This is a genomic window from Puniceibacterium antarcticum, from assembly GCF_002760615.1.
Lineage (GTDB): Bacteria > Pseudomonadota > Alphaproteobacteria > Rhodobacterales > Rhodobacteraceae > Puniceibacterium > Puniceibacterium antarcticum.
In genome coordinates, this window is record NZ_AWWI01000126.1 from 56,024 (window position 1) to 80,398 (window position 24,375).

22 protein-coding genes are annotated in these 24,375 nt (G+C 61.7%); 15 read left to right on the forward strand and 7 right to left on the reverse strand.

Annotation, left to right across the window (positions count from 1 at the left end; all coding sequences use genetic code 11):
- Positions 1-29 precede the first annotated feature (29 nt).
- The 3 genes from P775_RS19545 to puuE form a co-directional block, all read right to left on the reverse strand.
- Positions 30-521, reverse strand: coding sequence for an ureidoglycolate lyase (locus P775_RS19545; protein ID WP_099912561.1), 492 nt, complete (start codon positions 519-521; stop codon positions 30-32).
- Between the two features lie 88 nt (positions 522-609).
- The gene (locus P775_RS19550; RefSeq protein WP_099912562.1) at positions 610-1,422 is read right to left on the reverse strand and encodes a bifunctional allantoicase/(S)-ureidoglycine aminohydrolase; all 813 of its coding nucleotides are present in this window, start codon (positions 1,420-1,422) and stop codon (positions 610-612) included.
- On the reverse strand, positions 1,419-2,831 hold the full coding sequence (puuE, locus tag P775_RS19555; RefSeq protein ID WP_099912563.1) for an allantoinase PuuE: 1,413 nt from the start codon (positions 2,829-2,831) through the stop codon (positions 1,419-1,421). The genes P775_RS19550 and puuE overlap by 4 nt, the downstream gene beginning before the upstream one ends.
- Positions 2,832-3,089: 258 nt before the next feature.
- On the opposite strand from puuE, the gene uraH reads away from it, so the two are divergent.
- Positions 3,090-3,449 (forward strand): hydroxyisourate hydrolase, encoded by a 360-nt coding sequence (uraH, locus tag P775_RS19560; RefSeq protein WP_099912564.1) that lies wholly within the window; start codon positions 3,090-3,092, stop codon positions 3,447-3,449.
- A 93-nt stretch (positions 3,450-3,542) separates the two neighbouring features.
- A complete protein-coding gene (gene smpB, locus P775_RS19565; protein WP_099912565.1) occupies positions 3,543-4,016 on the forward strand; it encodes an SsrA-binding protein SmpB in 474 nt (157 codons plus the stop codon).
- Here smpB and P775_RS19570 read toward each other — a convergent pair.
- Complete coding sequence (locus tag P775_RS19570; protein WP_099912566.1) at positions 3,999-4,727, reverse strand: hypothetical protein; 729 nt, start codon at positions 4,725-4,727, stop codon at positions 3,999-4,001. The two genes, smpB and P775_RS19570, sit on opposite strands and share 18 nt — an antisense overlap.
- Before the next feature lie 327 nt (positions 4,728-5,054).
- Here P775_RS19570 and sseA point away from each other — a divergent pair, with 327 nt between their 5' ends.
- The 8 genes from sseA to lpdA all read left to right on the forward strand — a co-directional run bounded on the left by sseA (position 5,055) and on the right by lpdA (position 16,968).
- Complete coding sequence (gene sseA / locus P775_RS19575) at positions 5,055-5,927, forward strand: 3-mercaptopyruvate sulfurtransferase (protein WP_099912567.1); 873 nt, start codon at positions 5,055-5,057, stop codon at positions 5,925-5,927.
- Positions 5,927-7,111 (forward strand): amino acid aminotransferase, encoded by a 1,185-nt coding sequence (locus tag P775_RS19580; protein ID WP_099912568.1) that lies wholly within the window; start codon positions 5,927-5,929, stop codon positions 7,109-7,111. Before sseA ends, P775_RS19580 begins: the two co-directional genes overlap by 1 nt.
- 484 nt (positions 7,112-7,595) lie before the next feature.
- The gene (locus P775_RS19585; RefSeq protein WP_099912569.1) at positions 7,596-7,793 is read left to right on the forward strand and encodes a CsbD family protein; all 198 of its coding nucleotides are present in this window, start codon (positions 7,596-7,598) and stop codon (positions 7,791-7,793) included.
- A gap of 139 nt (positions 7,794-7,932) precedes the next feature.
- Positions 7,933-9,777, forward strand: a complete 1,845-nt coding sequence (gene mutL / locus P775_RS19590) for a DNA mismatch repair endonuclease MutL (RefSeq protein WP_099912570.1) — start codon at positions 7,933-7,935, stop codon at positions 9,775-9,777.
- Positions 9,774-10,946: a DNA recombination protein RmuC gene (locus P775_RS19595; protein ID WP_099912571.1), complete on the forward strand. Its 1,173-nt coding sequence runs from the start codon at positions 9,774-9,776 to the stop codon at positions 10,944-10,946. The genes mutL and P775_RS19595 overlap by 4 nt, the downstream gene beginning before the upstream one ends.
- A 315-nt stretch (positions 10,947-11,261) precedes the next feature.
- A complete protein-coding gene (aceE, locus tag P775_RS19600; protein ID WP_099912572.1) occupies positions 11,262-13,919 on the forward strand; it encodes a pyruvate dehydrogenase (acetyl-transferring), homodimeric type in 2,658 nt (885 codons plus the stop codon).
- Between the two features lie 25 nt (positions 13,920-13,944).
- Positions 13,945-15,207: a dihydrolipoyllysine-residue acetyltransferase gene (gene aceF, locus P775_RS19605; protein ID WP_099912573.1), complete on the forward strand. Its 1,263-nt coding sequence runs from the start codon at positions 13,945-13,947 to the stop codon at positions 15,205-15,207.
- A gap of 15 nt (positions 15,208-15,222) precedes the next feature.
- On the forward strand, positions 15,223-16,968 hold the full coding sequence (gene lpdA / locus P775_RS19610; RefSeq protein WP_099912574.1) for a dihydrolipoyl dehydrogenase: 1,746 nt from the start codon (positions 15,223-15,225) through the stop codon (positions 16,966-16,968).
- Between the two features lie 68 nt (positions 16,969-17,036).
- Here lpdA and P775_RS19615 read toward each other — a convergent pair whose 3' ends face one another.
- Both P775_RS19615 and P775_RS19620 read right to left on the reverse strand, forming a co-directional pair.
- On the reverse strand, positions 17,037-17,681 hold the full coding sequence (locus P775_RS19615) for a ChrR family anti-sigma-E factor (protein ID WP_099912575.1): 645 nt from the start codon (positions 17,679-17,681) through the stop codon (positions 17,037-17,039).
- Positions 17,678-18,190 carry a sigma-70 family RNA polymerase sigma factor gene (locus tag P775_RS19620; RefSeq protein ID WP_245875775.1) on the reverse strand — a complete coding sequence of 171 codons (513 nt, stop codon included), beginning with the start codon at positions 18,188-18,190 and terminating at the stop codon, positions 17,678-17,680. The genes P775_RS19615 and P775_RS19620 overlap by 4 nt, the downstream gene beginning before the upstream one ends.
- A 267-nt stretch (positions 18,191-18,457) precedes the next feature.
- On the opposite strand from P775_RS19620, the gene P775_RS19625 reads away from it, so the two are divergent.
- Genes P775_RS19625 through P775_RS19645 form a run of 5 tightly spaced genes read left to right on the forward strand, consistent with a single transcriptional unit; the run spans position 18,458 to position 23,036 of the window.
- Positions 18,458-19,753 carry an NAD(P)/FAD-dependent oxidoreductase gene (locus P775_RS19625; protein WP_099912577.1) on the forward strand — a complete coding sequence of 432 codons (1,296 nt, stop codon included), beginning with the start codon at positions 18,458-18,460 and terminating at the stop codon, positions 19,751-19,753.
- Entirely contained in the window at positions 19,750-20,505 is a 756-nt protein-coding gene (locus P775_RS19630) for a DUF1365 domain-containing protein (RefSeq protein WP_099912578.1), read from the forward strand. The genes P775_RS19625 and P775_RS19630 overlap by 4 nt, the downstream gene beginning before the upstream one ends.
- Positions 20,502-21,740 (forward strand): MFS transporter, encoded by a 1,239-nt coding sequence (locus tag P775_RS19635; protein ID WP_099912579.1) that lies wholly within the window; start codon positions 20,502-20,504, stop codon positions 21,738-21,740. Before P775_RS19630 ends, P775_RS19635 begins: the two co-directional genes overlap by 4 nt.
- 4 nt (positions 21,741-21,744) lie before the next feature.
- On the forward strand, positions 21,745-22,308 hold the full coding sequence (locus tag P775_RS19640) for a DUF3833 domain-containing protein (protein WP_245875776.1): 564 nt from the start codon (positions 21,745-21,747) through the stop codon (positions 22,306-22,308).
- A complete protein-coding gene (locus P775_RS19645; RefSeq protein WP_099912581.1) occupies positions 22,305-23,036 on the forward strand; it encodes an SDR family NAD(P)-dependent oxidoreductase in 732 nt (243 codons plus the stop codon). Before P775_RS19640 ends, P775_RS19645 begins: the two co-directional genes overlap by 4 nt.
- A gap of 13 nt (positions 23,037-23,049) precedes the next feature.
- Here P775_RS19645 and dinB read toward each other — a convergent pair whose 3' ends face one another.
- The gene (gene dinB / locus P775_RS19650) at positions 23,050-24,150 is read right to left on the reverse strand and encodes a DNA polymerase IV (RefSeq protein WP_099912582.1); all 1,101 of its coding nucleotides are present in this window, start codon (positions 24,148-24,150) and stop codon (positions 23,050-23,052) included.
- Positions 24,151-24,375 lie beyond the last annotated feature (225 nt).

Sequence of the window (24,375 nt, forward strand, 5' to 3'; positions counted from 1 at the left end):
CCGGGCGCTTTAGGGGAAAACCCGGGCGCTCAGGCGCCGGGGGCGGTGATGATAACGGGGATGTTCAGACGGTATTCTTCGAGGTTCGGCGTATCGCCGATCCGGTCTATGACAGCAAAAAGGCCCGGGCCGTGCAAAGGTGTCAAGACGCCATGCCACGTGCCGCGATGCAGGTTCACCCCCTGACCCGCGCTTGCGAGAAAAGCGTGCACAGTGCCGGGCACCGGGCCGTCTTCTGCGACGATGACCAGCCAGGGATTCTGGTGCATCGGCACAAATGCCTGACTGCCCTCAGGGTGCCGTTCGATCAGATCGCAGGTGTAGGGCAGGGCGCGCGGCTCGGCGCTGAACACGCTGATCCCCGCACGGCCCCCAGGGCCGAAATCAAGGCGCGCACGGTCATGAAAGCGCCCGCAGAGACCGGCGTTGATGATCTTGTCCGGCGCGCCGGTGGCCTCAAGCACCTCGCCGTACGGGGCAAAGGCGGCGGCGGTCAGGGGCTGGGCGATGATCTGCGTCATGGCCGCCGCGTGCCTGCGGCGGTGTGGCAGGGGGGCCAGCCCCCCGTCCTGCGGACTCCCCCCGGGATATTTGTGGGCAGATGAAGCATCAGAGTGCCAGAGCCGGGTGGCGGTTGACGTCCTTGTAAAGCAGGTAGCGGAAGGGTTCGTCCCCGGTCGCGATACAGGCCTGCGGGCAGAAGGCGCGCAGCCACATGAAATCGCCGGGGCCGACCTCGACCCAGTCCTGATTGAGCAGGTAGCGCGCGGTGCCCTGCAGCACGTAAAGCCCGTGTTCCATCACATGGGTTTCTGCAAAGGGGATGCGCCCACCCGGTTCAAGGGTCACGATATTGACATGCATGTCGTGGCGGATATCGGTCGGGTCGGCAAAGCGGCTGGTGGCCCAGACCGGCGTGTTCGGCATGCGCGCTGGTTCGACCACCCGGTCCGAGGTGACAAAGCTTTCGGGTTTTTCGATGCCCGGTGCGGATTCGTAGCGTTTGCGGATCCAGTGGAACTGCAGATCGCTCTGGCCGGGGTTGGTCAGGCGCCAAGCGGCGCCGGGGGCGATATAGGCATAGCCGCCGTCGCTCAGCGCATGGTCAATGCCGTCGATCACCAGATGCATCTCGCCGCTGGCGACCAGAAGGGCTGCCTCGGCGCCGCTGTCCGGTTCCGGGGTCTCTGATCCGCCGCCGGGGGCCACTTCGACCGCATATTGGGCAAAGGTTTCGGCAAACCCGCTCAGCGGGCGGGCGATGATCCAGGCGCGGGTGCCGGTCCAGCCGGGCAGCAGGCTGGTCACGATGTCGCGCATCGTGATCGCGGGGATAAAGGCATAGGCGGTGGTGAACACCGCGCGGCCGGTGGGATCGACGGACTGATCGGGCAGGCCGCCCATGGGAAAGGCATAACTCACAGCAGGGTCTCCAGTCTCAGGCGGGCAATGCGTTCGACCTGTGCGCAGGCCTCGGCGAATTCGGTCTCTGTGTCGCTGGTCAGGCGGCGTTCAAAGGCGGCAAGGATCGTCGCCTTGGTGTTGTCGCGCACGGCGATGACGAAGGGAAAGCCGTGTTTCGCCACATAGGCATCGTTCAGCTCGGTGAACCTTGCGCGTTCGTCATCGGTCAGCGCGTCAAGCCCGGCACTGGCCTGTTCCTGTGTCGACTCGGCGGTCAGACGTTTCGCCGCCGCGAGCTTGCCGGCAAGGTCGGGATGCGCCTGCAGCACGCCCAGCCGTTCGGCGGGTGTGGCCGAGCGGAACATGCGGGCCAGCGCATTGGCGATCCCGGCGGCGCTGTCATGGGCGTGGCCAAGCTCGAGCCCGTGAGCGCGTTCGGCAATCCATGGCGAATGTTCGTAGATCCCGCCAAAGCGGTCCACAAAGGTGTCGCGGTCCATCTCGCTGGGCCGGTCCTTTGCCACCGGCGGATGGTTGGCCGCCCAGTGCTGCGCGATGTCGATGCGGCGCGGGCACCAGACGCCCTCGAACCCCTTGATATACTCGATAAACCGCCTGAGGCCCGCCAGCTTGCCCGGACGCCCGATCAGGCGGCAATGCAGTCCGATGCTCATCATCTTGGGCGAACCTTCGGTGCCTTCGGCATAGAGCACGTCAAAGGCATCCTTCAGGTACTGATAGAACTGCTCGCCGGTGATATAGCCCGGCGCCGTGGCGAAGCGCATGTCGTTCGCCTCAAGCGTATAGGGCAGGATCAGCTGATCGCGCCCGTCGATCCGCGCCCAGTAGGGCAGGTCGTCGTCATAGGTGTCGCTGATATAGTCCATCACCCCGGTCTCGGCGACCAGTCGCACGGTGTTCACGGAACAGCGCCCGGTGTACCAGCCCCGCGGCGGCGTGCCGACAACTTCGGTGTGCAGGCGGATCGCTTCGGCAATGGCAGCGCGTTCCTCGGCTTCGGGCATGTCGCGGTGTTCGACCCATTTCAGCCCGTGCGAGGCGATTTCCCAGCCCGCGTCCTTCATCGCCTCGACCTGCACCGGGCTGCGGGCAAGGGCAGAGGCCACACCGTAGATCGTCAGGGGAATCCCGGCCCCGGTGAACAGCCGGTGCAGACGCCAGAACCCGGCCCGCGCGCCGTAATCATAGATCGATTCCATGTTCCAGTGCCGCTGACCCACCCAGGGCGCTGCGCCGGCAATGTCGGACAGGAACGCCTCAGAGGCCGCATCGCCGTGCAGCACGTTGTTTTCGCCGCCCTCTTCGTAGTTCAGGACAAACTGGACGGCGACCTTGGCCTGCCCGGGCCAGTTGGCCTGTGGCGGCGTCGCACCGTACCCTGTCATATCGCGCGGATATCTTTGCATCCTGCACCCCCTCTTGATTGACCTTCAGTCCTAATGCAGAAATCCAAAGGTGATTTTCAATATTTTCCGAAAAGACTTTCAGGGCTGCAAGCCCTCATCAGATCGCCTAAAGCGTTTAGGGTTTCGTTCAAGACAATAACGATTGGATGCTTTGGTCGACCAAGGAAAGAGACCGCGCCGCACCGATCCCAAGTTTACCCCCAAACGCTGTCGCTTTGTGACAGGATACTCAGCGTAAGCCCGACAAAGGAGCATGTCATGTCCAACGGTTACCTCACCACCCACGTTCTGGATACGGCCCGTGGCCTGCCCGCAGCGGGGATCAGCATCGCGCTTTACCGCGTCTCCGGTACGTCCCGCGAAAAGATTGCCGAGATGGTGACCAATGCTGACGGGCGCACCGATGCGCCGATCCTGCCGGCCGGTCAGATGACTGTGGGTGACTACGAGCTGATCTTTCACACCGGCCCCTATCTGGACGCCAGCGGCGCCACCCCGGAAGAGCCGCGTTTCCTGAGCGCGATCCCGATCCGCTTTGGCATATCGGACGCCGAGGCGCATTACCACGTGCCGCTGCTGCTCTCTCCCTTCGGTTATTCTACCTATCGGGGGAGCTGAGGGGGGGCTGCTGGACCAGCCCCCTTTGGTCTCCGCCCCAAAGCCCCTATCTAAGATGGACAGTTCAACCGCTCTTAGGTATCAACCCCGCCCATGGCTCAGACAAAATCAGACCCCAACTACAAGGTGCTCTCGGAAAACCGCAGGGCGCGCTATGACTATGCCATCGAGGATGACATCGAATGTGGCATCATCCTGCAGGGGTCCGAGGTCAAATCCCTGCGCGAGAATTCCTGCAACGTCGCCGAAAGCTATGCGACCGTCGATCAGGGCGAACTCTGGCTGGTGAACTCCTACATCGCGCCCTACGACCGCGCGATGTTTGGCCACGAGGAACGCCGCCGCCGCAAGCTGCTGGTCTCGCGCAAGGAACTCGCCCGCCTGTGGAACGAGACCCAGCGCAAGGGCATGACCCTTGTGCCGCTGGTGATGTACTTCAACCACAAGGGCATCGCCAAAATGAAGATCGGCATCGCCAAAGGCAAAAAGAACCACGACAAGCGTGAGTCCGATGCCAAGCGCGACTGGGGCCGCCAGAAGGCCCGCCTGCTACGCCAGAACGGCTGACCGCGCCCGCTGGCTGCGCCATGTGCTCAGCCACATCAAGTCCAGCGCGCGCAGGCCTGCCGGATCATAGGCGCCCTGCTGCTCCCAGTACCGCCCCGATTCGACGATATAGCCCAGCCGCGCCTCTTCGGCGTCCGCCGCGCAGCGCGCCACAACTTCAGGCCGCGACAGTCCCCGCAAGGCACCGGCCTTGGCGCGGGGGCTGACCAGACGGCTGGGCGCGCGCGACAGGTTCACCACGGCGCAGCCCTGCCGACCTGCTAGGATCTGCAGGCGCGCTGATTTGGCTCGCAGGCTTTGTAATGTGGGGTCATCCCGCAGGGGATCCGCCGTGCCGGTGCCGTAAAAATGGGTCGGCCCGTGCGCCGGATAGACCATGTCGCAACCCAGATAGGCCAGAACCCGTGGACGTAGCGCATGCAGCGCCCAGTATCCGGCGGTAAAGGCCATGGTCCCGCCGCCAAAGATGAAGCCCCCATAGTGGTTTTGCGCCGAGACAAAATCCTCAGCGGTAACGAGCTTTTGCAATGGGGCCACATGAAGAGGGCGACGTTCTGGCGGGAAATCCTCGGGATATATCATATGCGTCCAGTCATGGCGCACCCGCCAAGCGTTGTTGATGCAAACAAGCGCATCAAAGGTAGCGCTGGGCAGGTGACACACCTCGGGTGCATTCGGCCCGCTGCCGAGTATCAGGACCACGTCCGTCATTGGAGAGCACTCATTCCTTTACACCACATCTAAACTTAGGGTTTGGTGCGGAGCCGCGACAAGTCAACGGAGGCGGCGAAATAGGTTGCGAACTGGATTGCAGCGCTGTCCTGACTGTCTCGCGGATTTTGCAGATCAGGGCGCTCAGAAGACGCGAAACGGGCGAGATAACGCGCGTTGATTTCGTGTAGATTGACGGACTGGACAGATCGCCTGTCTACGCCCAGGGTTTTGGGGACGACAGCTAGAGCTGATCATAGCCCTGCCGCCCCTTGCCACCCGTGCCCTTGCGGAATATGCACTGGGCCAGCTTATTATGGGGGACTTATGACCCAAGACGATCCCAAAACGCTGGTTTCGACCGACTGGCTTGCCCGGCACCTTAGGGACCCGGACCTGCGCATTCTGGATGCCAGCTGGCACATGCCCGACGCGGGCCGCGATCCCCGCGCCGAGTTCGAGGCCACCCATATTCCCGGTGCGCGCTTTTTTGATATCGACGCGATCAGCGACAGCCGCTCGGATCTGCCGCACATGGCCCCGCCGATCGAGAAATTCATGTCCCGCCTGCGCGCCCTTGGCGTGGGCGACGGCCATCAGGTGGTGGTCTATGACAGCGTCGGCATCTTTTCCGCCGCCCGCGTCTGGTGGCTGTTCCGCCTGATGGGGCAGATGGACATTGCCGTGCTCGACGGTGGTCTGGCCAAATGGCTGTCCGAGGGCCGCGAGGTCGAGGATATGCCCCCCGTCATCCGCGACCGTCACATGACCGTCCGCCGCCAGAACCATCTGGTCAAGGATGTCACACAGGTCGCCGCCGCGTCCAAGCTGGGCGATTACGAAATCCTCGATGCCCGCGCTCCGGCCCGGTTCCGGGGCGAGGTGGCTGAACCTCGCCCGGGTCTGCGCGCCGGTCACATCCCCGGCTCTAAGAATGTGCATTTTGCCACGCTGCTGAACGCAGACGGCACGATGAAGGACCCCGCCGCGCTCAAGGCCACATTCGAGGCCGCAGGCGCGAACCTGTCCAAACCCACAATCACCACCTGCGGATCGGGCGTCACCGCCGCGATCCTCTCGCTTGCCATGGAGCGTATCGGCAAGACGGACCATTCCCTTTATGACGGGTCCTGGTCGGAATGGGGCATGTTCCCCACCGTGCCAGTGGCAACCGGGCCCGCCGCCACAGGAGACAACTGATGTTCGAATCCCTCAAGGAACAACCCGCCGACAAGATCCTGATGCTCATGCAGGCCTACAAAGAGGACCCGCGCGAGACCAAGATCGACCTTGGCGTCGGCGTCTACAAGGATGCCAGCGGCAACACCCCGATCATGCATTCGGTCAAGGCAGCCGAAAAGCAGCTGTGGGAGGCCGAAAAAACCAAGGCCTATACCGGCCTCGCCGGCGATCCGGCCTTTGCCGATGCGATGGTGAAACTCGTCCTTGGCGACTCCGTCCCCCGCGCCAATGTCGCCGCTGCGGCAGAGCCGGGTGGCACCGGTGCCGTGCGTCAGGCCTTTGACCTCGTGCGTTCGGCCAATCCCGAGGCCCGCGTCTTTGTCAGCAACCCGACTTGGCCCAACCACCTGTCGATCCTCAAGCATATGGGGATCGAAATGGTCCCCTACCGCTATTTCGACGACGAAACCCGTGGCGTTGATTTCGACGGCATGCTGGAAGACATCGCACAGGCGAAAAAGGGCGATGTGGTCCTGCTGCACGGCTGCTGCCACAACCCGACCGGCGCGAACCTCAACCTCACCCAGTGGAAAGAGGTTGTTGCGGTCCTGCTGAAAACCGGCGCGACCCCGATGATCGACATCGCCTATCAGGGCTTTGGTGACGGTCTCGACGAAGACGCCGCCGCGACCCGGCTTGTGGCCTCCTCGGTGCCGGAAACCCTGATCGCGGCCAGCTGCTCCAAGAACTTCGGCATCTACCGCGAACGCACCGGCCTGCTGATGGCCGTGTCTCAGGACGCCTCGGCGACCAAGCTCAACCAGGGCACGCTGAACTACCTCAACCGCCAGAACTTCAGCTTTCCGCCCGATCACGGCGCGCGTCTGGTGACGATGGTGCTGAACGACGACGCCCTGCGCGCCGACTGGATGGCCGAACTTGAGGCCGTGCGCAATTCCATGCTGGGCCTGCGCGAACAGCTCGCGTCGGAACTGCAGCGCCTCTCCGGCTCGGACCGCTTCGGCTTTATCGCCCAGCACCGCGGCATGTTCTCGCGCCTTGGCACCACACCCGAGATGGTGGAAAAGCTGCGCGCCGATCACGGCATCTACATGGTTGGGGATTCCCGCCTGAACATCGCGGGCCTGAACAAGACCACCGTGCCGATCCTCGCCAAGGCGATCATTGAGGTGGGCATCTGAAGCTTACGTCTCTGGCAAGAGGCAAGCCTCCTGCCCTGGTATATCGAAGGCGCTCCCACACCGGGGGCGCCTTTTGCTGTGTGTGACAACGAAGGAACCATTTCTGCGATGGTACGTTATTCTCGCAGAAAGAAAGCACCGGGTGAAACAACCCGGTCACATACCGAAAAAGGATATGCGCATGAACAGTATTATTTACCTCGTCGGGTTGGTCGTTGTCGTTGTCGCGATCCTCTCTTTCCTCGGGTTGGCCTGAAAACGACGCCGTCTGAGTCTTTTAGCGGACATCGCTATATAGGCTCAGACGGTGAATAGATTTGGATTGCGCGACTCCGCAAGGGCTGGATCTGATACCTCGCCGCCAAACAGCACAGCGTGCTGCATCCTCCCGCCGATGCATTTCTTCGATGTGTCTGCGGATCATTCAAACGCAACCGGATTTTGGCGAAAGCTTGCAATCCGGACAGCAGTGAAAGGAAACGAAATGAACTGGGACCAAATTCAAGGTAACTGGAAGCAGATGACCGGTAGCGTGAAGTCGCACTGGGGCGAGCTTACAGATGACGAAGTCACCGAGATTGCAGGTGACCGTGAGGCGCTTGAAGGCAAGATTCAAGCCAAGTATGGTAAGTCCAAGGAAGCGGCGAAGCAGGAAGTTGACGATTTTCTTGCGAAGCACTGAACTGGTTTTACAATCAGTCACACATTGAAAACGGCGTCCCTGGTCGGGGGCGCCGTTTCTTTTGGTGACGTTTGAAGGTCGATGCGCCCGTGCAAAACACCCGTTTCAGAATCGCAGCGAGCTTGCTAAGTCTAGTAGCATGAACGCACACGCCCCCCACATGCGCCCTGTGATCCGTCAACTTGATGATATGGCCATCAACCGTATCGCTGCGGGCGAAGTCGTTGAACGCCCTGCATCGGCGGTCAAGGAACTGGTCGAAAACGCGATTGATGCAGGGGCGCAGCGGATCTCGGTTGATCTGGCGGATGGGGGCAAGACCCTGATCCGCGTGACCGATGACGGCTGCGGGATGTCGCCCGAAGACCTGCCGCTCGCGCTGAGCCGTCACGCGACGTCAAAGATCGACGGGTCTGATCTGCTCAACATCCAGTCCTTTGGCTTTCGCGGTGAGGCTTTGCCAAGTCTGGGCGCTGTGGGGCGGCTGACCATCGCGAGTCGGGCCGAGGGGCAGGAGGCCGCCGAAATCGTGGTCAATGGTGGCGCGCCGGGGCCGGTGCGGCCGACTGCGCTGAACGGTGGCACGGTGGTGACGCTGCGCGATCTGTTCTTTGCGACGCCTGCACGGCTCAAATTCCTGCGCACGGATCGTGCCGAATCGCAGGCGGTGGGCGAGGTGATCCGTCGTCTGGCCATGGCAGAGCCGTCCGTCGGGTTCACCCTGCGCGATGTGTCGGGTGGTGGCGCGGGGCGGGTGAGTTTCCGCGCCGATCCGGTGACCGGGGATCTGTTCGATGCGCTGCGCGGACGGCTGGCGCAGGTGATGGGGCCGGAATTTGTGGAAAACGCCCTGGCGATTGATGCCGAGCGCGAGGGGTTCCGCCTGACCGGCTATGCCGCGCTGCCGACCTATTCGCGGGGGTCCGCGGTGGCGCAGCACCTGTTCGTCAATGGCCGGCCCGTGCGGGACAAGCTGCTGATCGGTGCCCTGCGCGGCGCCTATGCGGATTTCCTGAGCCGGGATCGTCACCCCGCCGTGGCGCTGTTCATCGACTGCAATCCGCACAAGGTGGACGTGAATGTACACCCGGCCAAATCCGAGGTGCGGTTCCGCGACCCCGGCGTGGTGCGCGGGTTGATCGTGTCGGCCCTGCGCCATGCGCTGGCCGAGGCGGGGCACCGGGCGTCGACCACCGTGGCCAGTGCCACGCTGGGCGTCATGACGCCGGAACGCACCGGCCCGGCGCGGGTCTATCAGATGGACCGCCCGTCGCTGGGCGCGCGGCAGGCGTCTTATGCGGCGCAGGCCCCCGGATTTGCCGAGATGTCGACGGCCTATAGTGGGCGGGTTGTGGAGCCAGTTCTGCCGCAAACGCCGCAAGAGGATGTCGCACCGCCCAAGGATCAGCCGCTGGGGGCGGCGCGCGGGCAGGTGCATGAAAACTATATCATCGCCCAGACCGAGACGGGCATTGTCATCGTGGATCAGCATGCCGCGCATGAACGGCTGGTCTATGAAAAGCTGAAACATCAGATGGCGGATCGCGGTGTGGCAGCGCAGGCCCTGCTGATCCCCGAGGTGGTGGAGCTGTCCGCCGATGACGCGGCGCGGTTGTTGGAGATTTCAGATGATCTCTATCGCATGGGCCTTGCCATCGAAGCTTTTGGTGGTAGCGCTGTAGCGGTGCGCGAAACGCCTGCCATTCTGGGCGAGGTGAATGCAGAGGCGCTGTTGCGTGACATTCTGGACGAGCTGGCGGATCAGGGCAGTTCGGCGCTTGTTCAGGAAAAGATCGAGGCGATTCTGTCCCGCGTCGCCTGCCATGGCTCGATCCGGTCAGGCCGCATCATGCGGGCCGAAGAGATGAACGCGCTGCTGCGCGAGATGGAGGCGACGCCGCATTCTGGCCAGTGCAACCATGGGCGGCCCACCTATGTGGAGCTGAAGCTGTCGGATATTGAACGGCTGTTTGGACGCACATGATCAGTCTGGGCGAGACCAGCTATGCGCTGGATGATCCGTCGGTCCTGCTGACGCTGTTCGGTGTCGCGCTGGGCGTGATTGTGTTTCTCATGCTGTTTGCATCACTTCGGGCGGCGAACCGGTCTGCCCGGCTTGCCGCGCCGCTGGCGCAGCAGATGGGGCAGCTGGGAAGTCGCGTGCAGGCGCTGGGCGAGGGGCAGGAACGGCTGGCCGGCGGGCTGCACCATGTCAGCGAATCTCAGGTGACGAGCCAGACTGCCATCCTCAAGCTCATGGAGCAGCGGCTGGCGGCGGTGCAGCAGCAGATGAACGAAAACCTCCACGGGTCGGCCCGGCGCACGGCGCAGAGCCTGGGGGATCTGCATCAGCGGTTGCAGAGCATCGACAAGGCGCAGGACAATATCACCAAGCTGTCGGGTGATGTGCTGTCCCTGCAGGACATTCTGAGCAACAAACAGACGCGCGGTGCCTTTGGTGAGATCCAGCTGACCGACATTGTGGGCAAGGCGCTGCCCAAGGACAGCTTTACCCTGCAGGCGACCTTGTCCAACGGCAAGCGGGCCGATTGTCTGATCCATCTGCCCAACCCGCCGGGACCGATCTGCATCGACAGCAAGTTCCCGCTGGAGGCCTATGAACAGCTGCGCCGCGCCGATTCGCCTGAACGCGCGGCCCGGGCGGCGCAGATGCTGCGGATCACGGTGCGCAAGCATATCAAGGACATCTCGGACAAATACATCATCGAGGGTGAGACGGCGGATGGGGCGCTGATGTTCCTGCCGTCCGAGGCGGTCTATGCCGAGCTGCATGGCAACTACCCCGAACTGGTGCGCGAGGGCTTTGCCGCGCGGGTCTGGATCGTGTCGCCGACCACCTGCATGGCGACGCTGAACACCATGCGTGCGATCCTCAAGGATGCGCGGATGCAGGAGCAGGCGGGCGCGATCCGCAAGGAGCTGAGCCTGCTGTATGCGGATGTGGACCGGCTGGGCACGCGGGTCGAGAATCTAGACCGGCATTTCGGGCAGGCGGCCAAGGACATCGCGGATATCAAGATCAGCGCGGACAGGGCAGGCCGCCGCGCGCGCCGTCTGGACAACTTCGATTTCGAGGAACTGGCGGGAGATCCGCCCGGTCAGGTCGTCAGTTTGGCGAAAACTGACGCTTGAGAGAGGCTGTTTAGCGCTAACCCCTTGCAATTGGGCTTTCCTCCGTGGTCTGCTTGAAACCGGAAGGGATCTAAGGGCGCCCACTTAAACATTGAAAAGTGGTTTAGTATTAAACCAGTCGATATGCACAGGTTGCAACCATGTTATGCGCAAGCAAGTCTGCCCTGACGGAACCTCCTGTGATAGTTCGGCGCCGACCCGAGAAAGAGACGAGGCAACTTTGCGTTGTTTTGATGAATTCTGGAATTGGTTTAGGTTTGAACTATAAAATAAGCGCCAGAGCGGGCGAGCATTATGACCAGGGGAAGAGGGCATATGACAGACAGCCGAAATGATATCGACGCAGTCGAATCGCAAGAATGGCAGGAGGCGATCGAAGACGTCATCCTGCGCGACGGTCCGGACCGTGCGCATTTCCTGCTGGACAAGGCAGTGCAACAGGCGCGTGCGGCAGGGGCGATATTGCCATTTTCCGCGACAACGCCGTATCAGAACACGATTTCGCCTGATGACGAAGTCGACATGCCCGGCGACACCGAGATGGAATGGCGCATCCGCACCATCAACCGTTGGAACGCCATGGCGACAGTCGTGCGCCGCAACAAGGAATCGTCCGAATACGGCGGGCATATCGCATCCTTTGCGTCGTCTGCCGCGCTTTATGACGTTGGTCTGAACCACTTCTGGCGCGCCAAGTCGGCGATCCACGGCGGCGACCTCGTGTTCTTTCAGGGCCATGTCGTGCCCGGCATCTATGCCCGCTCCTTTATGGAGGGGCGCCTGTCTCAGGATCAGCTCGAATCCTTCCGCTCGGAAGTGAATGGCGGCGGTCTGAGCTCTTATCCGCACCCGTGGCTGATGCCGGATTACTGGCAGTTCCCGACAGTTTCGATGGGTCTGGGGCCGCTTATGGCGATCTATCAGGCGCGGTTCATGAAATACATGCACAACCGCGGCCATATCGACATGGCCGACCGCAAGGTCTGGTGCTTCCTTGGCGATGGCGAGATGGACGAGCCGGAATCGCTGGGCGCGATTTCCCTCGCCGCGCGCGAAGGTCTGGATAACCTTATCTTTGTGGTGAACTGCAACCTGCAGCGGCTTGACGGCCCTGTGCGCGGCAACTCGAAGATTGTTCAGGAACTCGAAGGCGCCTTCCGTGGGGCCGGCTGGGATGTGATCAAGCTGCTGTGGGGCAAGGGCTGGGACGAGCTGCTGGAAAAAGACGCCAGCGGCAAGCTGCGCCAGCTGATGGATGAAACCATTGACGGCGATTACCAGACGTTCAAATCCAAGGACGGCGCCTATATCCGCGAACATTTCTTTGGCAAGTACCCGGAAACGGCGGCGCTGGTCGAAGACTGGACCGACGATCAGATCTGGGCGCTGCGCCGTGGCGGTCACGATCCGCGCAAAGTCTACAACGCCTTCCTGCGTGCGACCAAGACCAAGGGGCAGCCGGTCTGCCTGCTGGCCAAGACGGTCAAGGGTTATGGCATGGGCACCGCTGGCGAAGGCCAGAACACCAGCCACCAGCAAAAGAAGATGCAAGAGGACCAGATGCGCGCCATGCGTGACCGGTTCAAGATCCCGGTCGACGATGCCGATCTGGGCAAGGCACCGTTCGTCACGCTGAACAATGCGCAAAAGGCGTATCTGACCGAGCGGCGCAAGGATCTGGGAGGCTCTTTCCCGGTTCGTCACTGGCGCGATACGCCCAAGCTGGAAATCCCTGCGCTGACCGCGTTCAAGGGGCAGCTTGAATCGACCGGGGATCGCGAGATTTCCACGACGATGGCGTTTGTGCGCATCCTGACCACGCTGCTGCGCGACAAGAAGGTCGGCAAATTCGTTGTGCCGATTGTGCCGGATGAATCCCGCACCTTTGGCATGGAGGGTCTGTTCCGGTCCGTGGGCATCTACAACCCGCTGGGTCAGAACTATACCCCGCAGGATGCCGACCAGATGATGTTCTATAAAGAGAGCAAGGACGGTCAGGTTCTGCAGGAGGGCATCAACGAGGCGGGTGCCATGGCCGACTGGATCGCTGCGGCGACGTCCTATTCGACCCACGGCGTGCCGATGATCCCGTTCTACATCTACTATTCGATGTTCGGCTTTCAGCGGATCGGCGATCTGGCCTGGGCGGCGGGCGATTCCCGTGCGCGCGGCTTTATGCTGGGCGGGACCGCCGGGCGGACCACGCTGAACGGCGAAGGGTTGCAGCACGAAGATGGCCACAGCCATATCTTTGCGGGCACAATCCCGAACTGCATCAGCTATGACCCGACCTTCTCTTACGAAGTTGCAGTGATCGTGCAGCACGGCATGAAGCGGATGTTCGTCGATCAGGAAGATGTGTTCTTTTACCTCACCCTGATGAACGAAAACTATCACCATCCCGAAATGCCGATGGGCGCCGAAGACGGCATCATCAAGGGCCTCTACCGCATGTCGAAAACCGGGAAACCGGCCAAGAAGCATGTGAACCTGATGGGCTCGGGTACGATCCTTGTGCAGGCGATCAAGGCGGCGGAAATGCTGCGCGAAGACTTTGGTGTCACCTCTGACATCTGGTCGGCCACCTCGTTCAACGAGCTGGCGCGCGAAGGGCAGGACTGTGTGCGTCACAACCGGCTGAACCCGTTGACCGAGCAGAAGGTGCCCTATGTCACCCAGCTGTTGGACGGGGTCAAAGGTCCGGTGATCTGCGCCACCGATTACATCAAGAACTATGCCGAACAGATCCGCGCCTATGTGCCCGGTCGGTTCACGGTTCTGGGCACCGATGGTTTCGGGCGTTCGGACAGCCGTGTGAACCTGCGGCGGTTCTTTGAGGTGGATGCCAACCACATTGCGGCGGCCGCGATGGTGGATCTGTACCGCGAAGGCACAGTCTCTGAGAAAGAGCTGCAATCCGCCCTGAGCAAATACGATGTAGACGGCGGCAAGCCGAACCCGCGCCTGGTTTAAGCTGCGGAACGAGGAGACACAGACTATGACAACCGACGTAAAAGTCCCTGATATCGGCGATTTCAAAGACGTTCCCGTGGTGACCATCCTGGTTTCGGTCGGCGACACGATCGCCAAAGAGGATGCTTTGATCGAGCTTGAGTCCGACAAGGCGACGCTTGAAGTGCCGTCGCCCGCAGCGGGCGTGATCAAGGAAATCAAGGTTTCCGAAGGCGACAAAGTGTCCGAAGGGTCCCTGATCATGGTGATCGAGGAATCCGGCAGCGGTGACGCCCCTGCCAAGGAAGAAAAGAAAGAAGAGCCCAAGGCCGAGGCCCCCAAAGCCGAAGCGCCCAAGACCGAGGCCGCCTCGGCCCCGGTGATGGATGCGGGCTTTTCCAAGGTCCATGCCTCGCCCTCTGTGCGTGCCTATGCGCGCCGGGTCGAGGTGGATCTGAACAAGGTGAACGGATCGGGCCGCAAGGGCCGTATCCTGCGCGAAGACGTGGAAAAGGCGCTGAAAGCACAGGTTGCCCCTGCGGCGGCCGGTGGTGGCGCCGTGTCTGGTGGTATGGGCATTCCGCCGATCCCGGTTGTGGATTTCAGCAAGTTCGGCCCCATCGAAGAGGTCGAAATGTCCCGGATCAAGCGGATCTCGGGTCCTGCGCTGCACCGGTCCTGGCTGAACATCCCGCATGTGACGCATAACGAAGAGGCGGATATCACCAGCCTCGATAAGTACCGCAAAGAGCTGGACACAGCCGCCAAGGAAGAGGGCTACCGCGTCACGCTGCTGTCCTTCCTCGTCAAGGCATCGGTGTCGGCCCTGAAAAAGCATTGGGAATTCAACAGCTCGATCCATCCCGATGGTGACAAGCTGATCAAAAAGGATTTCTACAACATCGGCTTTGCGGCGGATACGCCGAACGGTCTGATGGTGCCAGTGATCAAGGATGCGGATCGCAAGGGGATCGTCGAGATTTCCAAGGATCTGCAGGAGCTGTCCAAGAAGGCCCGCGATGGTCAGCTGAAAGGCCCGGACATGCAGGGCGCGACGTTCACCATTTCGTCACTGGGCGGAATCGGCGGCACGTCGTTCACACCCATCGTCAACGCGCCCGAAGTGGCCATTCTGGGCCTGACACGGTCGAAAATGGCGCCGGTCTGGAATGGCACGGAATTCGAGCCGCGCAACATGCTGCCGATGTCGCTGTCCTATGACCACCGCGCGATTGACGGCGCGCTTGCGGCACGCTTTGCCGCGCACCTGAAATACCTGCTGGGCGATGCCCGGCGGCTGATGCTGTAAGGAGGGCACCGAGATATGGATATCAAAGTACCCGACATCGGGGATTTCAAGGATGTACCGGTTGTCACCATTCTGGTGGCGGTCGGTGACACCGTCGCCAAAGAAGACGCGCTGATCGAACTGGAATCGGACAAGGCGACGCTGGAAGTGCCGTCGCCCGCCGCCGGCAAGGTTGTCGAGATCAAGGTCAAGGAGGGCGACAAGGTGTCCGAGGGCACCGTGATCATGGTGTTCGAAGGTGAAGAGGCGAGCGAAGCCCCCAAGGAGGCCCCGAAAGACGAGGCCCCCAAGGATGCGCCGAAATCTGTTGCGGCCTCTGGCACGGCGACGGGCAAAGGCGATGTGCATGGCGAAGTGGTCGTGCTCGGCTCTGGCCCCGGCGGCTATTCTGCGGCTTTCCGCGCGGCGGATCTGGGCAAGAGCGTCGTACTGATCGAGAAATACCCCGTGCTGGGCGGTGTCTGCCTGAACGTGGGCTGTATCCCGTCCAAGGCGCTGCTGCACGTCGCCAAGGTGATCACCGAGGCCGAAGAGATGGCGAGCCATGGCGTGAGCTTTGGCAAACCCAAGATCAACCTTGATGATCTGCGCGATTTCAAATCCGGTGTTGTGAAGCAGCTGACCGGCGGTCTGTCGGGGTTGGCCAAGACGCGCAAGGTCAAGGTTGTGCAGGGCTATGGCCGCTTTACCGGGCCGAACATGATCGCGGTCGAAGGCGACGACGGATCGACCACCAAGGTGAGCTTTGATCAGTGCATCATCGCTGCCGGGTCCGAGCCGGTGAAGCTGCCGTTCATCCCGCATGACGACGACCGGGTGATCGATTCCACCGGCGCGCTTGAGCTGAAGGACATCCCGAAACGGATGCTGGTGCTGGGCGGCGGGATCATCGGTCTGGAAATGGCCTGTGTGTACGATGCCCTCGGGTCCAAGGTGACAGTGGTCGAGTTCATGGACCAGCTGATGCCGGGCGCGGACAAGGACATGGTCAAGCCGCTGCACAAGCGGATTGAGGGGCGGTACGAAAACATCCTGCTCAAGACCAAGGTCAAGAATGTCGAGGCGCTTAAGGGCGGTCTGAAAGTGACGTTCGAGAATGACAAGGGCGAGGAAAGCACCGACACCTTTGACAAGGTGCTGGTGTCGGTCGGGCGTCGGCCCAATGGCAAGCTGATTGATGCCGGTGCTGCCGGTGTTGCGGTGGATGATCGCGGTTTTATCGCTGTGGACCGTCAGCAGCGCACCGGGGTGAGCCACATCTTTGCCATCGGTGACGTGGTCGGTCAGCCGATGCTGGCCCACAAGGCCGTGCACGAAGGCAAGGTCGCGGCTGAGGTTTGCGCCGGTGAAAAGCGGTTCTTTGACGCGCAGGTGATCCCGTCGGTCGCCTATACTGACCCTGAGGTTGCCTGGGTCGGCCTGACCGAGACTGAGGCCAAGGCCAAGGGCATTGCCTATGAGAAGGGCGTGTTCCCCTGGGCCGCATCGGGCCGCAGTCTGGCCAATGGCCGTTCCGAGGGCATAACCAAGGTTCTGTTCGATCCCGAGGATCAGCGCGTTATCGGCGCGTCGATTGTGGGCACGAATGCCGGCGATCTGATCTCAGAGGTGGCTTTGGCCATCGAGATGGGGGCGGATGCCATCGACCTTGGCCACACGATCCACCCGCACCCGACGCTGTCGGAGACGGTGAACTTTGCCGCCGAGATGTATGAGGGCACCATTACCGACCTCATGCCGCCGAAGAAAAAGAAACACTGAGCTTTCTCAGAACGTAAAAAAACGGGCCCTGCGGGGCCCGTTTTCATGTGGTGCGTCTGCTTTTCAGCTCAGATCTTGAGGAAGGGCTGCGCGAGGCGGGGCAACAGGCCCTTGAACCGCAGCGGCGCATTGGTCACGGCGAGGCAGATGCAATCCTCGGAAATGTCGGCGATGGGCATATGATCGGTGTCTTCGGTGGCGATCTCGATATCGCCGCGCGCGAAACGCCCGCCCTCATCCTCGAACGCGCCCTTGAGCACGAGGGTCAATTCCATCCCGCGATGGCCGTGATCCGGCATGGCCGCGCCCGCCGGGATATAGAGCAGTCGCGCAGAGGCGTCGCGGCTGGTGGGCAGGATCGCCTGTTTGACGCCCAAGCCCACCGGGCGCCATTTGACATCGTCCAGCGTGCCGCCGACATAATCGGTCAGGGGCGCAGGCAGCACCGCATCACGGATCGGCGCAGGTTCTGGCGCGGGACCCGCGTCGATCAGGCCGAACACCCGGGCCAGACACCCGTCAGACAGTGTGACCTTGTCCTGCGTTTCCAGAACGCTGCCGCCCAGGGCATCGTAGCTTTCAACCTCGGCGCGGCAGGTGTCGCAGATCGACAGATGGGTCGCGACGATGAGGTTGAAAGCCTCGGACAGGGTGCCTGTCGAATAAGCCATCATCAGATCCGGGGTGAGGTGGTGTTTGATCATCGTGGTCACTTTTGCTTCATGCTGTGGCGCAGGCGTTCCAGCGCCAGCCGGATACGGGATTTGATCGTGCCCAAGGGCAGGCCGGTCTGTTCTGCGATCTCGCTATGCGTCAGATCGCCGAAATAGGCTTTTTCGATCAGCTCTCTTTGTTTGGCGGGCAGGGTCGCCAGGGCGGCCCCGAGGTGTTGTGTTTCCTCTTGCAGGACCAGCACATCGGCCTGATCCGGCTCTGACTCCGGGCCCCAGGTCAGTTCCTCGGGCTCGGGACGGCGCTGTCTGCGCAGGGCGTCAATCTTCTTGTTCCGGGCGATGGTGAACACCCAGGTGGCGACGCTGGCGCGGGACGGGTCGAACAGATGCGCCTTGTGCCAGACTGTGGCCATCGCCTCTTGTACGCATTCCTCGGCCAGCGCAGCCTCGAGCCCCGAGCGCATGAGAAAACCCTTTACGCGGGGCGCAAAGTGTTGAAACAGCTCGACAAAAGCTGCCTGATCCTGTTGGTCGCGGATGCGGGTCATCTGATCCACCCATCCGGCAACCGGCTCTGATGCTTCGAGCGCCACTGTTTCCTTCCCAACCGTTCTTTGAGCCGCACGACACAGTCGTCTGGCATGAAGACCTGCCAACGATGCATCAATCGTGCGGATGTGAACGGTGCGTAACATGATCTGTCTACGCGATAGCGCAAGCGTTGGATCACAAAAAACATGATTCCTGCTTTTTTCATCCAAAGCGATGTGTCAGCCGTATGAATGATAAAATCAGGTTGAGGAGACAGGGACCCCATGCCATTTGAAGCCCGCGCCGCTGCGCCCAGAAAGATTGCCGTCATCGGCGCCGGGATATCGGGGATGGGGGCTGCGCATCTTTTGGCAGACGATCACCATGTCACCCTGTTCGAGGCCGAGCCGCGATTGGGCGGTCATGCCCGCACCAAGATGGCGGGAAAGCGGGGCGATCAGCCGGTGGATACCGGATTCATCGTGTTCAACTATGCCAATTATCCGCATATGGCGCAGCTGTTTGCGCGGCTCGACGTGCCGGTGGTGAAAAGCAACATGAGCTTTGGGGCCTCGTTGAAGGGCGGCGCGCTGGAATACGGCCTCGCCACGCTGGGGGCGCTGTTCGCGCAAAAGGGCAACATGCTGAACCCGCGGTTTCTGGGCATGATCCGCGACATCGCCCGCTTCAACGCGCGCGCGGTTGAAGTGGCGCAGGACCGTACGCTGACGCTGGGCGGGTTTCTGGACAAGCTGGGCACCGGGGCGTGGTTCCGGGATTATTACCTGCTGCCGCTGTCCGGGGCGATCTGGTCGACTCCGGTGGAAAAGGTGCTCGACTTTCCGGCGCATGCCTTGATCCAGTTCTTTGAAAATCACGCCCTGCTGCATCACACTGGGCAGCACCAGTGGTACACGGTGCAGGGCGGATCGGTGGAATATGTCCGCCGTCTGGGCGCCGAGATGGAACGGCAGGGCGTGCGCCTGCGGCTGGGATCACCGATCGAGGCGGTGCGCCGTGTCGCGCAGGGAGTCGAGGTTCGCGCCTGGGGGGCCGAGTGGGAGGCGTTTGATGATGTCATATTCGCCACCCATTCCGACGATTCCCTGCGGCTGCTGGCTGATGCGACCATGCTGGAACAAAAGGCGCTGGGGGCGGTGAAGTACCAGCCCAACCGGGTGGTGCTGCATGCCGACGACCGGGTCATGCCACGGCGCCGCATCTGCTGGTCCTCGTGGAATTATACCGAAGACGCGGGCAAGGAGATGAACCAGATCGACCTGACCTACTGGATGAACAAGCTGCAGCCGATCCCGCAGGATGACCCGCTGTTCGTGACGCTGAATTCGACGCGTGAGATCCGGCAAGAGCTGATCCATGACGAAACCGTGCTGCGCCATCCGGTTTATGATCTGGGTGCGCTGAACGCGCAGGGGCTGGTCCGGGATATGAACGGCACCGGGCGCACATGGTTCTGCGGGGCGTGGATGAAGAACGGCTTTCACGAAGACGGGCTGAGCAGCGCCGTGGACGTGGTCAATGCGATCCGGGCACGGGATGCGGTGTCTGTGGCTGCATGATAACGGTCGATCATATCGCAGGGCATACCTATCACGGGCGCAAGGGTGCGGTGGAAAACGCCTTTCGCTATTCCATTGATTATGTGCTGCTGGACCCGGAAAATCAGCCGCGCCTGCCGTTCCTGTTTCGCCGGAATTCTGCTGGCCTTACCTCACTGCATGATCGCGATCATGGCGGGCCGCCCAAGCAGGGGCGCGGTGCGGTCTGGGCGCGCGAGGTGCTGGCGGCGCATGATGTTGCGGCGCCGGGCAAGCTGTTGCTGTTGGCGCAGCCCCGGATGCTGGGCCATGTGTTTAATCCGGTCAGTTTTTGGTTGTGTCACGATGCTGCCGGGCAAATGGTGGCGGTGATTTCCGAGGTGTCGAACACCTTTGGCGACCGGCATTCCTATCTCTGCGTCAAAGCGGATCATGCGCCGATCCGGGCCGAGGATCGTCTGAGCGCGACCAAAATCTTTCACGTCTCGCCCTTTCAGCCGGTCGAGGGGGGGTATGTGTTCCGCTTTGACATCCGCGAGGAGCGTATCGGCATCTGGATCGACTATACCGCTGGAAACGGAGGGCTGGTGGCGACGCTGACGGGCGCGCGGCGGCCTTTGACAAACCGTGGAATTTTGCGGGCGGCTGTGCGGCGGCCATTTGGCGCGCGGCGGGTGCTGGCGCTGATCCACTGGCAGGCGCTCAAGCTCTGGTGGAAGGGGGCGGGCTATCGTGCGCGTCCGGAACCGCCGGTCACCGACGTTTCGCAGTGACGGCACCGCGCGCGCAGCGACTGCCCGCTTTTGCGGTGTTTGCCGGTGTGCTGTCGGCGGCGGGGCTGCCGATCTATATCCATGCGCCCAAGTTCTATGTGGACAGCTATGGCGTCAGCCTTGCCGCATTGGGCACAGTGCTGTTTGCGCTGCGGCTGATCGACGTGGTGCAGGACCCGCTGCTGGGGCGTCTGGCCGAGGCGCTGAAGCGCTGGCAGGGGCTGGCGGTCGCGGTGGCTGTGGCGCTGATGGCGTCGGGGATGCTGGGGCTGTTTGCGGTCACGCCGCCGATCCCGCCGATCTGGTGGTTCGCGGCGATGCTGACCATCGTGTTCTCGGCCTTTTCGTTCCTCACTATCAGCTTTTACGCAAGGGGCGTCGCCAAGGCCGGAGAGATGGACCAATCCGGGCTTGGACATCTGCGGCTGGCGCGGTGGCGCGAAACCGGCGGGCTGATCGGGGTTTGCATCGCCTCGGTCCTGCCGTCGGTTTTTGCCGCGCTCGGATGGCCGCCGTTCGCCGGGTTCGCAGTGGTCTTTGCCATAGCGGCGGTTGCGGCGGCGGTGATGATCCGGGCGGAATGGGGCAGGGGGCTTGAGATGACCTCGTCAGGCTTCGGTCCGGTTCTGCGCGATGCGACGTCGCGCCGTCTGCTGCTGGTCGCGCTGGCCAATGCGGCGCCGGTGGCGGTGACGTCGAGCCTGTTCCTGTTCTTTGTCGAAAGCCGTCTGGACGCGCCGGGGTGGGAGGGGCCGCTGCTGTTGCTCTTCTTTGTCGCCGCTGCCGCGGCCGCGCCGCTTTGGGGGATGCTGGCGGAGCGGATCACGGCCAAGCGGACGCTGATGGCGGCGATGGTGCTGTCGATTGTCGCCTTCAGCTTTGCGCTGGTGCTGGGCACGGGTGACATCTGGGCCTTTGCGGTGATTTGTCTGGCCTCGGGCGCGGCGCTGGGGGCGGATATGACCCTGCTGCCTGCGATCTTTGCCCGCCGGATGGAGGTGATTGCGCCGAATGCCACCGAAGGTTTTGCGCTCTGGTCCTTTGTGTCGAAATTCACGCTGGCCTTTGCCGCTGTGGCGCTACTTCCCACATTAGAGGCTGCTGGCTTTTCCTCGGGCGGGGACAATTCGCAAACCGCGCTTTGGACGCTGAGCCTGCTTTATGCGCTGGTGCCCTGTGTGCTGAAACTTTTGGCGTTGGGGTTGCTGGCGGCAACCAGACTTGAGGAGGACTGATATGTTGGAAGCCCTCGCCTTTTTCCTGTGTGGCGTGGTGTTTGCGCTGTTCCTGGGATGGCAGAAACACCGCTATTTCAGCTTTTCCGCGCAGAAACCCGCAGATTACGCGCAAGAGTCACGAGAGTTCGACCTGCGCCGTCATCTGAACGGGCCGCTTCTGTGCGAGGGCGTGATTTATGGCCCGACGGGGCGTGTCACATCGCGGTTTGTCGGCCATTTCGACGCGCGCTGGGACGGCGATTCGGGCGTCATGACGGAACGGTTCGAATATGACAGCGGCGACACCCAGAACCGCGAATGGGCTCTGGAGCTGCGTGAGGATGGAACGCTGCATATGACGGCCTCTGATCTGGTCGGCGCCGGGACCGGGCAGCTTTGTGGTTCTGCGCTGCAGATGCATTACCGCATGAAGTTGCCCGAGGATGCGGGGGGCCATGTTCTGAGCGTGACAGACTGGATGTATCTGACGCCCAATGGAACCATCGTGAACCGGTCCCAGTTTCGTAAGTACGGAATAAAGGTTGCGGAACTGGTCGCGACCCTGCGGCGGAAGGAAGACATGTGAGAGAATGGAACGGTAAGCGCTATTGGCTGGTCGGCGCGAGCGAAGGTCTGGGCGCGGCTCTGGCGCATCAAATGAGCAAGATGGGTGTGTCGCTGGTGCTGTCGGCACGCAGCGAAGAGCGGCTGCACGAGCTGGCGCAGGCGCTGCCCGGGCGGGCCGAGGTGGTGCCGGTTGATGTGACGGACGCCAATGCGCTTGAGGCGGCGGCGGTGCGGATCGGCGATGTGGATGGGGTGATCCATATGGCCGGGGTCTATTGGCCCTTTGGCGCGCAGGAGTGGGATGTCGAAAAGGCCAACACGATGGCCGATGTGAATTTCACCGGGGCGATGCGTCTGGCCGGTGTCGTGGTGCCGCGCATGCTGGCCCGGGGCAAGGGGCATTTCGTGCTGACCGGCAGCCTGTCGGGCTATCGCGGTCTGCCGGGATCGGCGGCCTATTCCGCGTCCAAGGCGGGTGTGATGGTGCTGGCGGAATCGCTCTATTGCGATCTGCGCAAGACCTCGGTCGAGGTGCAGTTGCTGAACCCCGGCTTCATCAAGACACGGCTGACCGAAAAGAACGATTTCAAGATGCCATTCATCATGGACCCGGAGGAGGCGGCCCGGATCTATGTGGAACACATGTCGGGTGATACGTTCAAACGCAGCTTTCCGACGCTGTTTTCCTGGTTCTTCCGCGGAGGTCTGATGCTTCCCGACGGGCTATATTACAAGCTCTTCAGCTAGGGTCGCATCTGCCTCAGATCAACCGGGTGAACAGCGACGGTTGCATCGTCTTCTCGCTGTCCTCCGGCACGAGGCTGGACAGTGTCACACCGAGAAGACGCACGGGCATGCGAAACGGATAGAGGTCCTGCAGAAGGCGCCCGGCAATTTGGGCAATGGACCCTGAATCTCGCATCGGATCACGCAATGTGGTTTGGCGGGTCATTTGTACGAAGTCTGCGTATTTTATCTTGACCGTCACCGTATGCCCCAAGACGCCTTTTTCAGCAGCACGATGCGCTACTTTCGCAGCAATCTCGGCCAGCTCTGCTCTGCCCTTTGCAAGGTCTGAGATGTCTTTTGCGAAGGTCTCTTCGGCGCCCAACGATTTTCTTTCTCTGTGCGGATCGACGGGACGATCATCAATGCCGCGGGCAATGCGCCAGTAGTGATCCGCCGACGATCCGAAGTTGCGCGCGAGGTCTTGGGCAGACCATGCGCGCAGATCAGCGCCGCTCTCGATACCAAGGGATTTCATCTTTGCCTCGGTGACTGGGCCGACGCCATGAAACCGACCCACAGGCAAGCTGGCCACAAAATCCGCGACCTGGTGCGGGCGAATGACTGTCAGTCCGTCGGGTTTGTCCTGATCCGACGCCAACTTGGCCAGAAATTTGTTGACGCTCACGCCAGCGCTCGCGGTCAGTTGAACCTCTTTTTTGATGCGCGCGCGGATTTCCTGGGCGATGCTGGTTGCGGTTGCCCCCCGTGCGCATTCGCGGCTGATGTCAAGATAGGCTTCATCCAGGCTGAGCGGTTCGACCATTTCGGTGAAATCGCGAAAGATCGCGCGGATCTGGTCCGAAACGGCGCGGTAGACATCGAATCGTGGTCTGACAAAGATGAGGTCGGGGCAGCGTCGTGTCGCGGTCACCGATGGCAGGGCCGATTTTACGCCGAAACGCCGCGCTTCATAGCTGGCGGCAGCGACCACGCCGCGCGCCTTGCTGCTTCCGACCGCCACGGGCTTTCCACGCAGTTCAGGTTCATCACGCTGCTCCACGGATGCATAAAAGGCGTCCATGTCGATGTGCAGGATGCGTCGTAGTGGTGGTTGTGCGATGGGTGTCCTCATAACCCGGATTCAGTCCTTGAGATGGTGCAGTTCAGTGCCTTCCCGTCTTTCTGATCATCTATACAGGATTGCTTTGGAATGCCCAAGTTGTCATCGATTGAAATAGAACAAAAAAAGAACTAATGTGCTGCAGCTATAATACTTCATTGAGCTTTGGATCGATCGTTCCGTTTTTAGACTCTGGAAACCGTCCTTTCGGGGATCAAAGCGGACCCCAACGGGCAA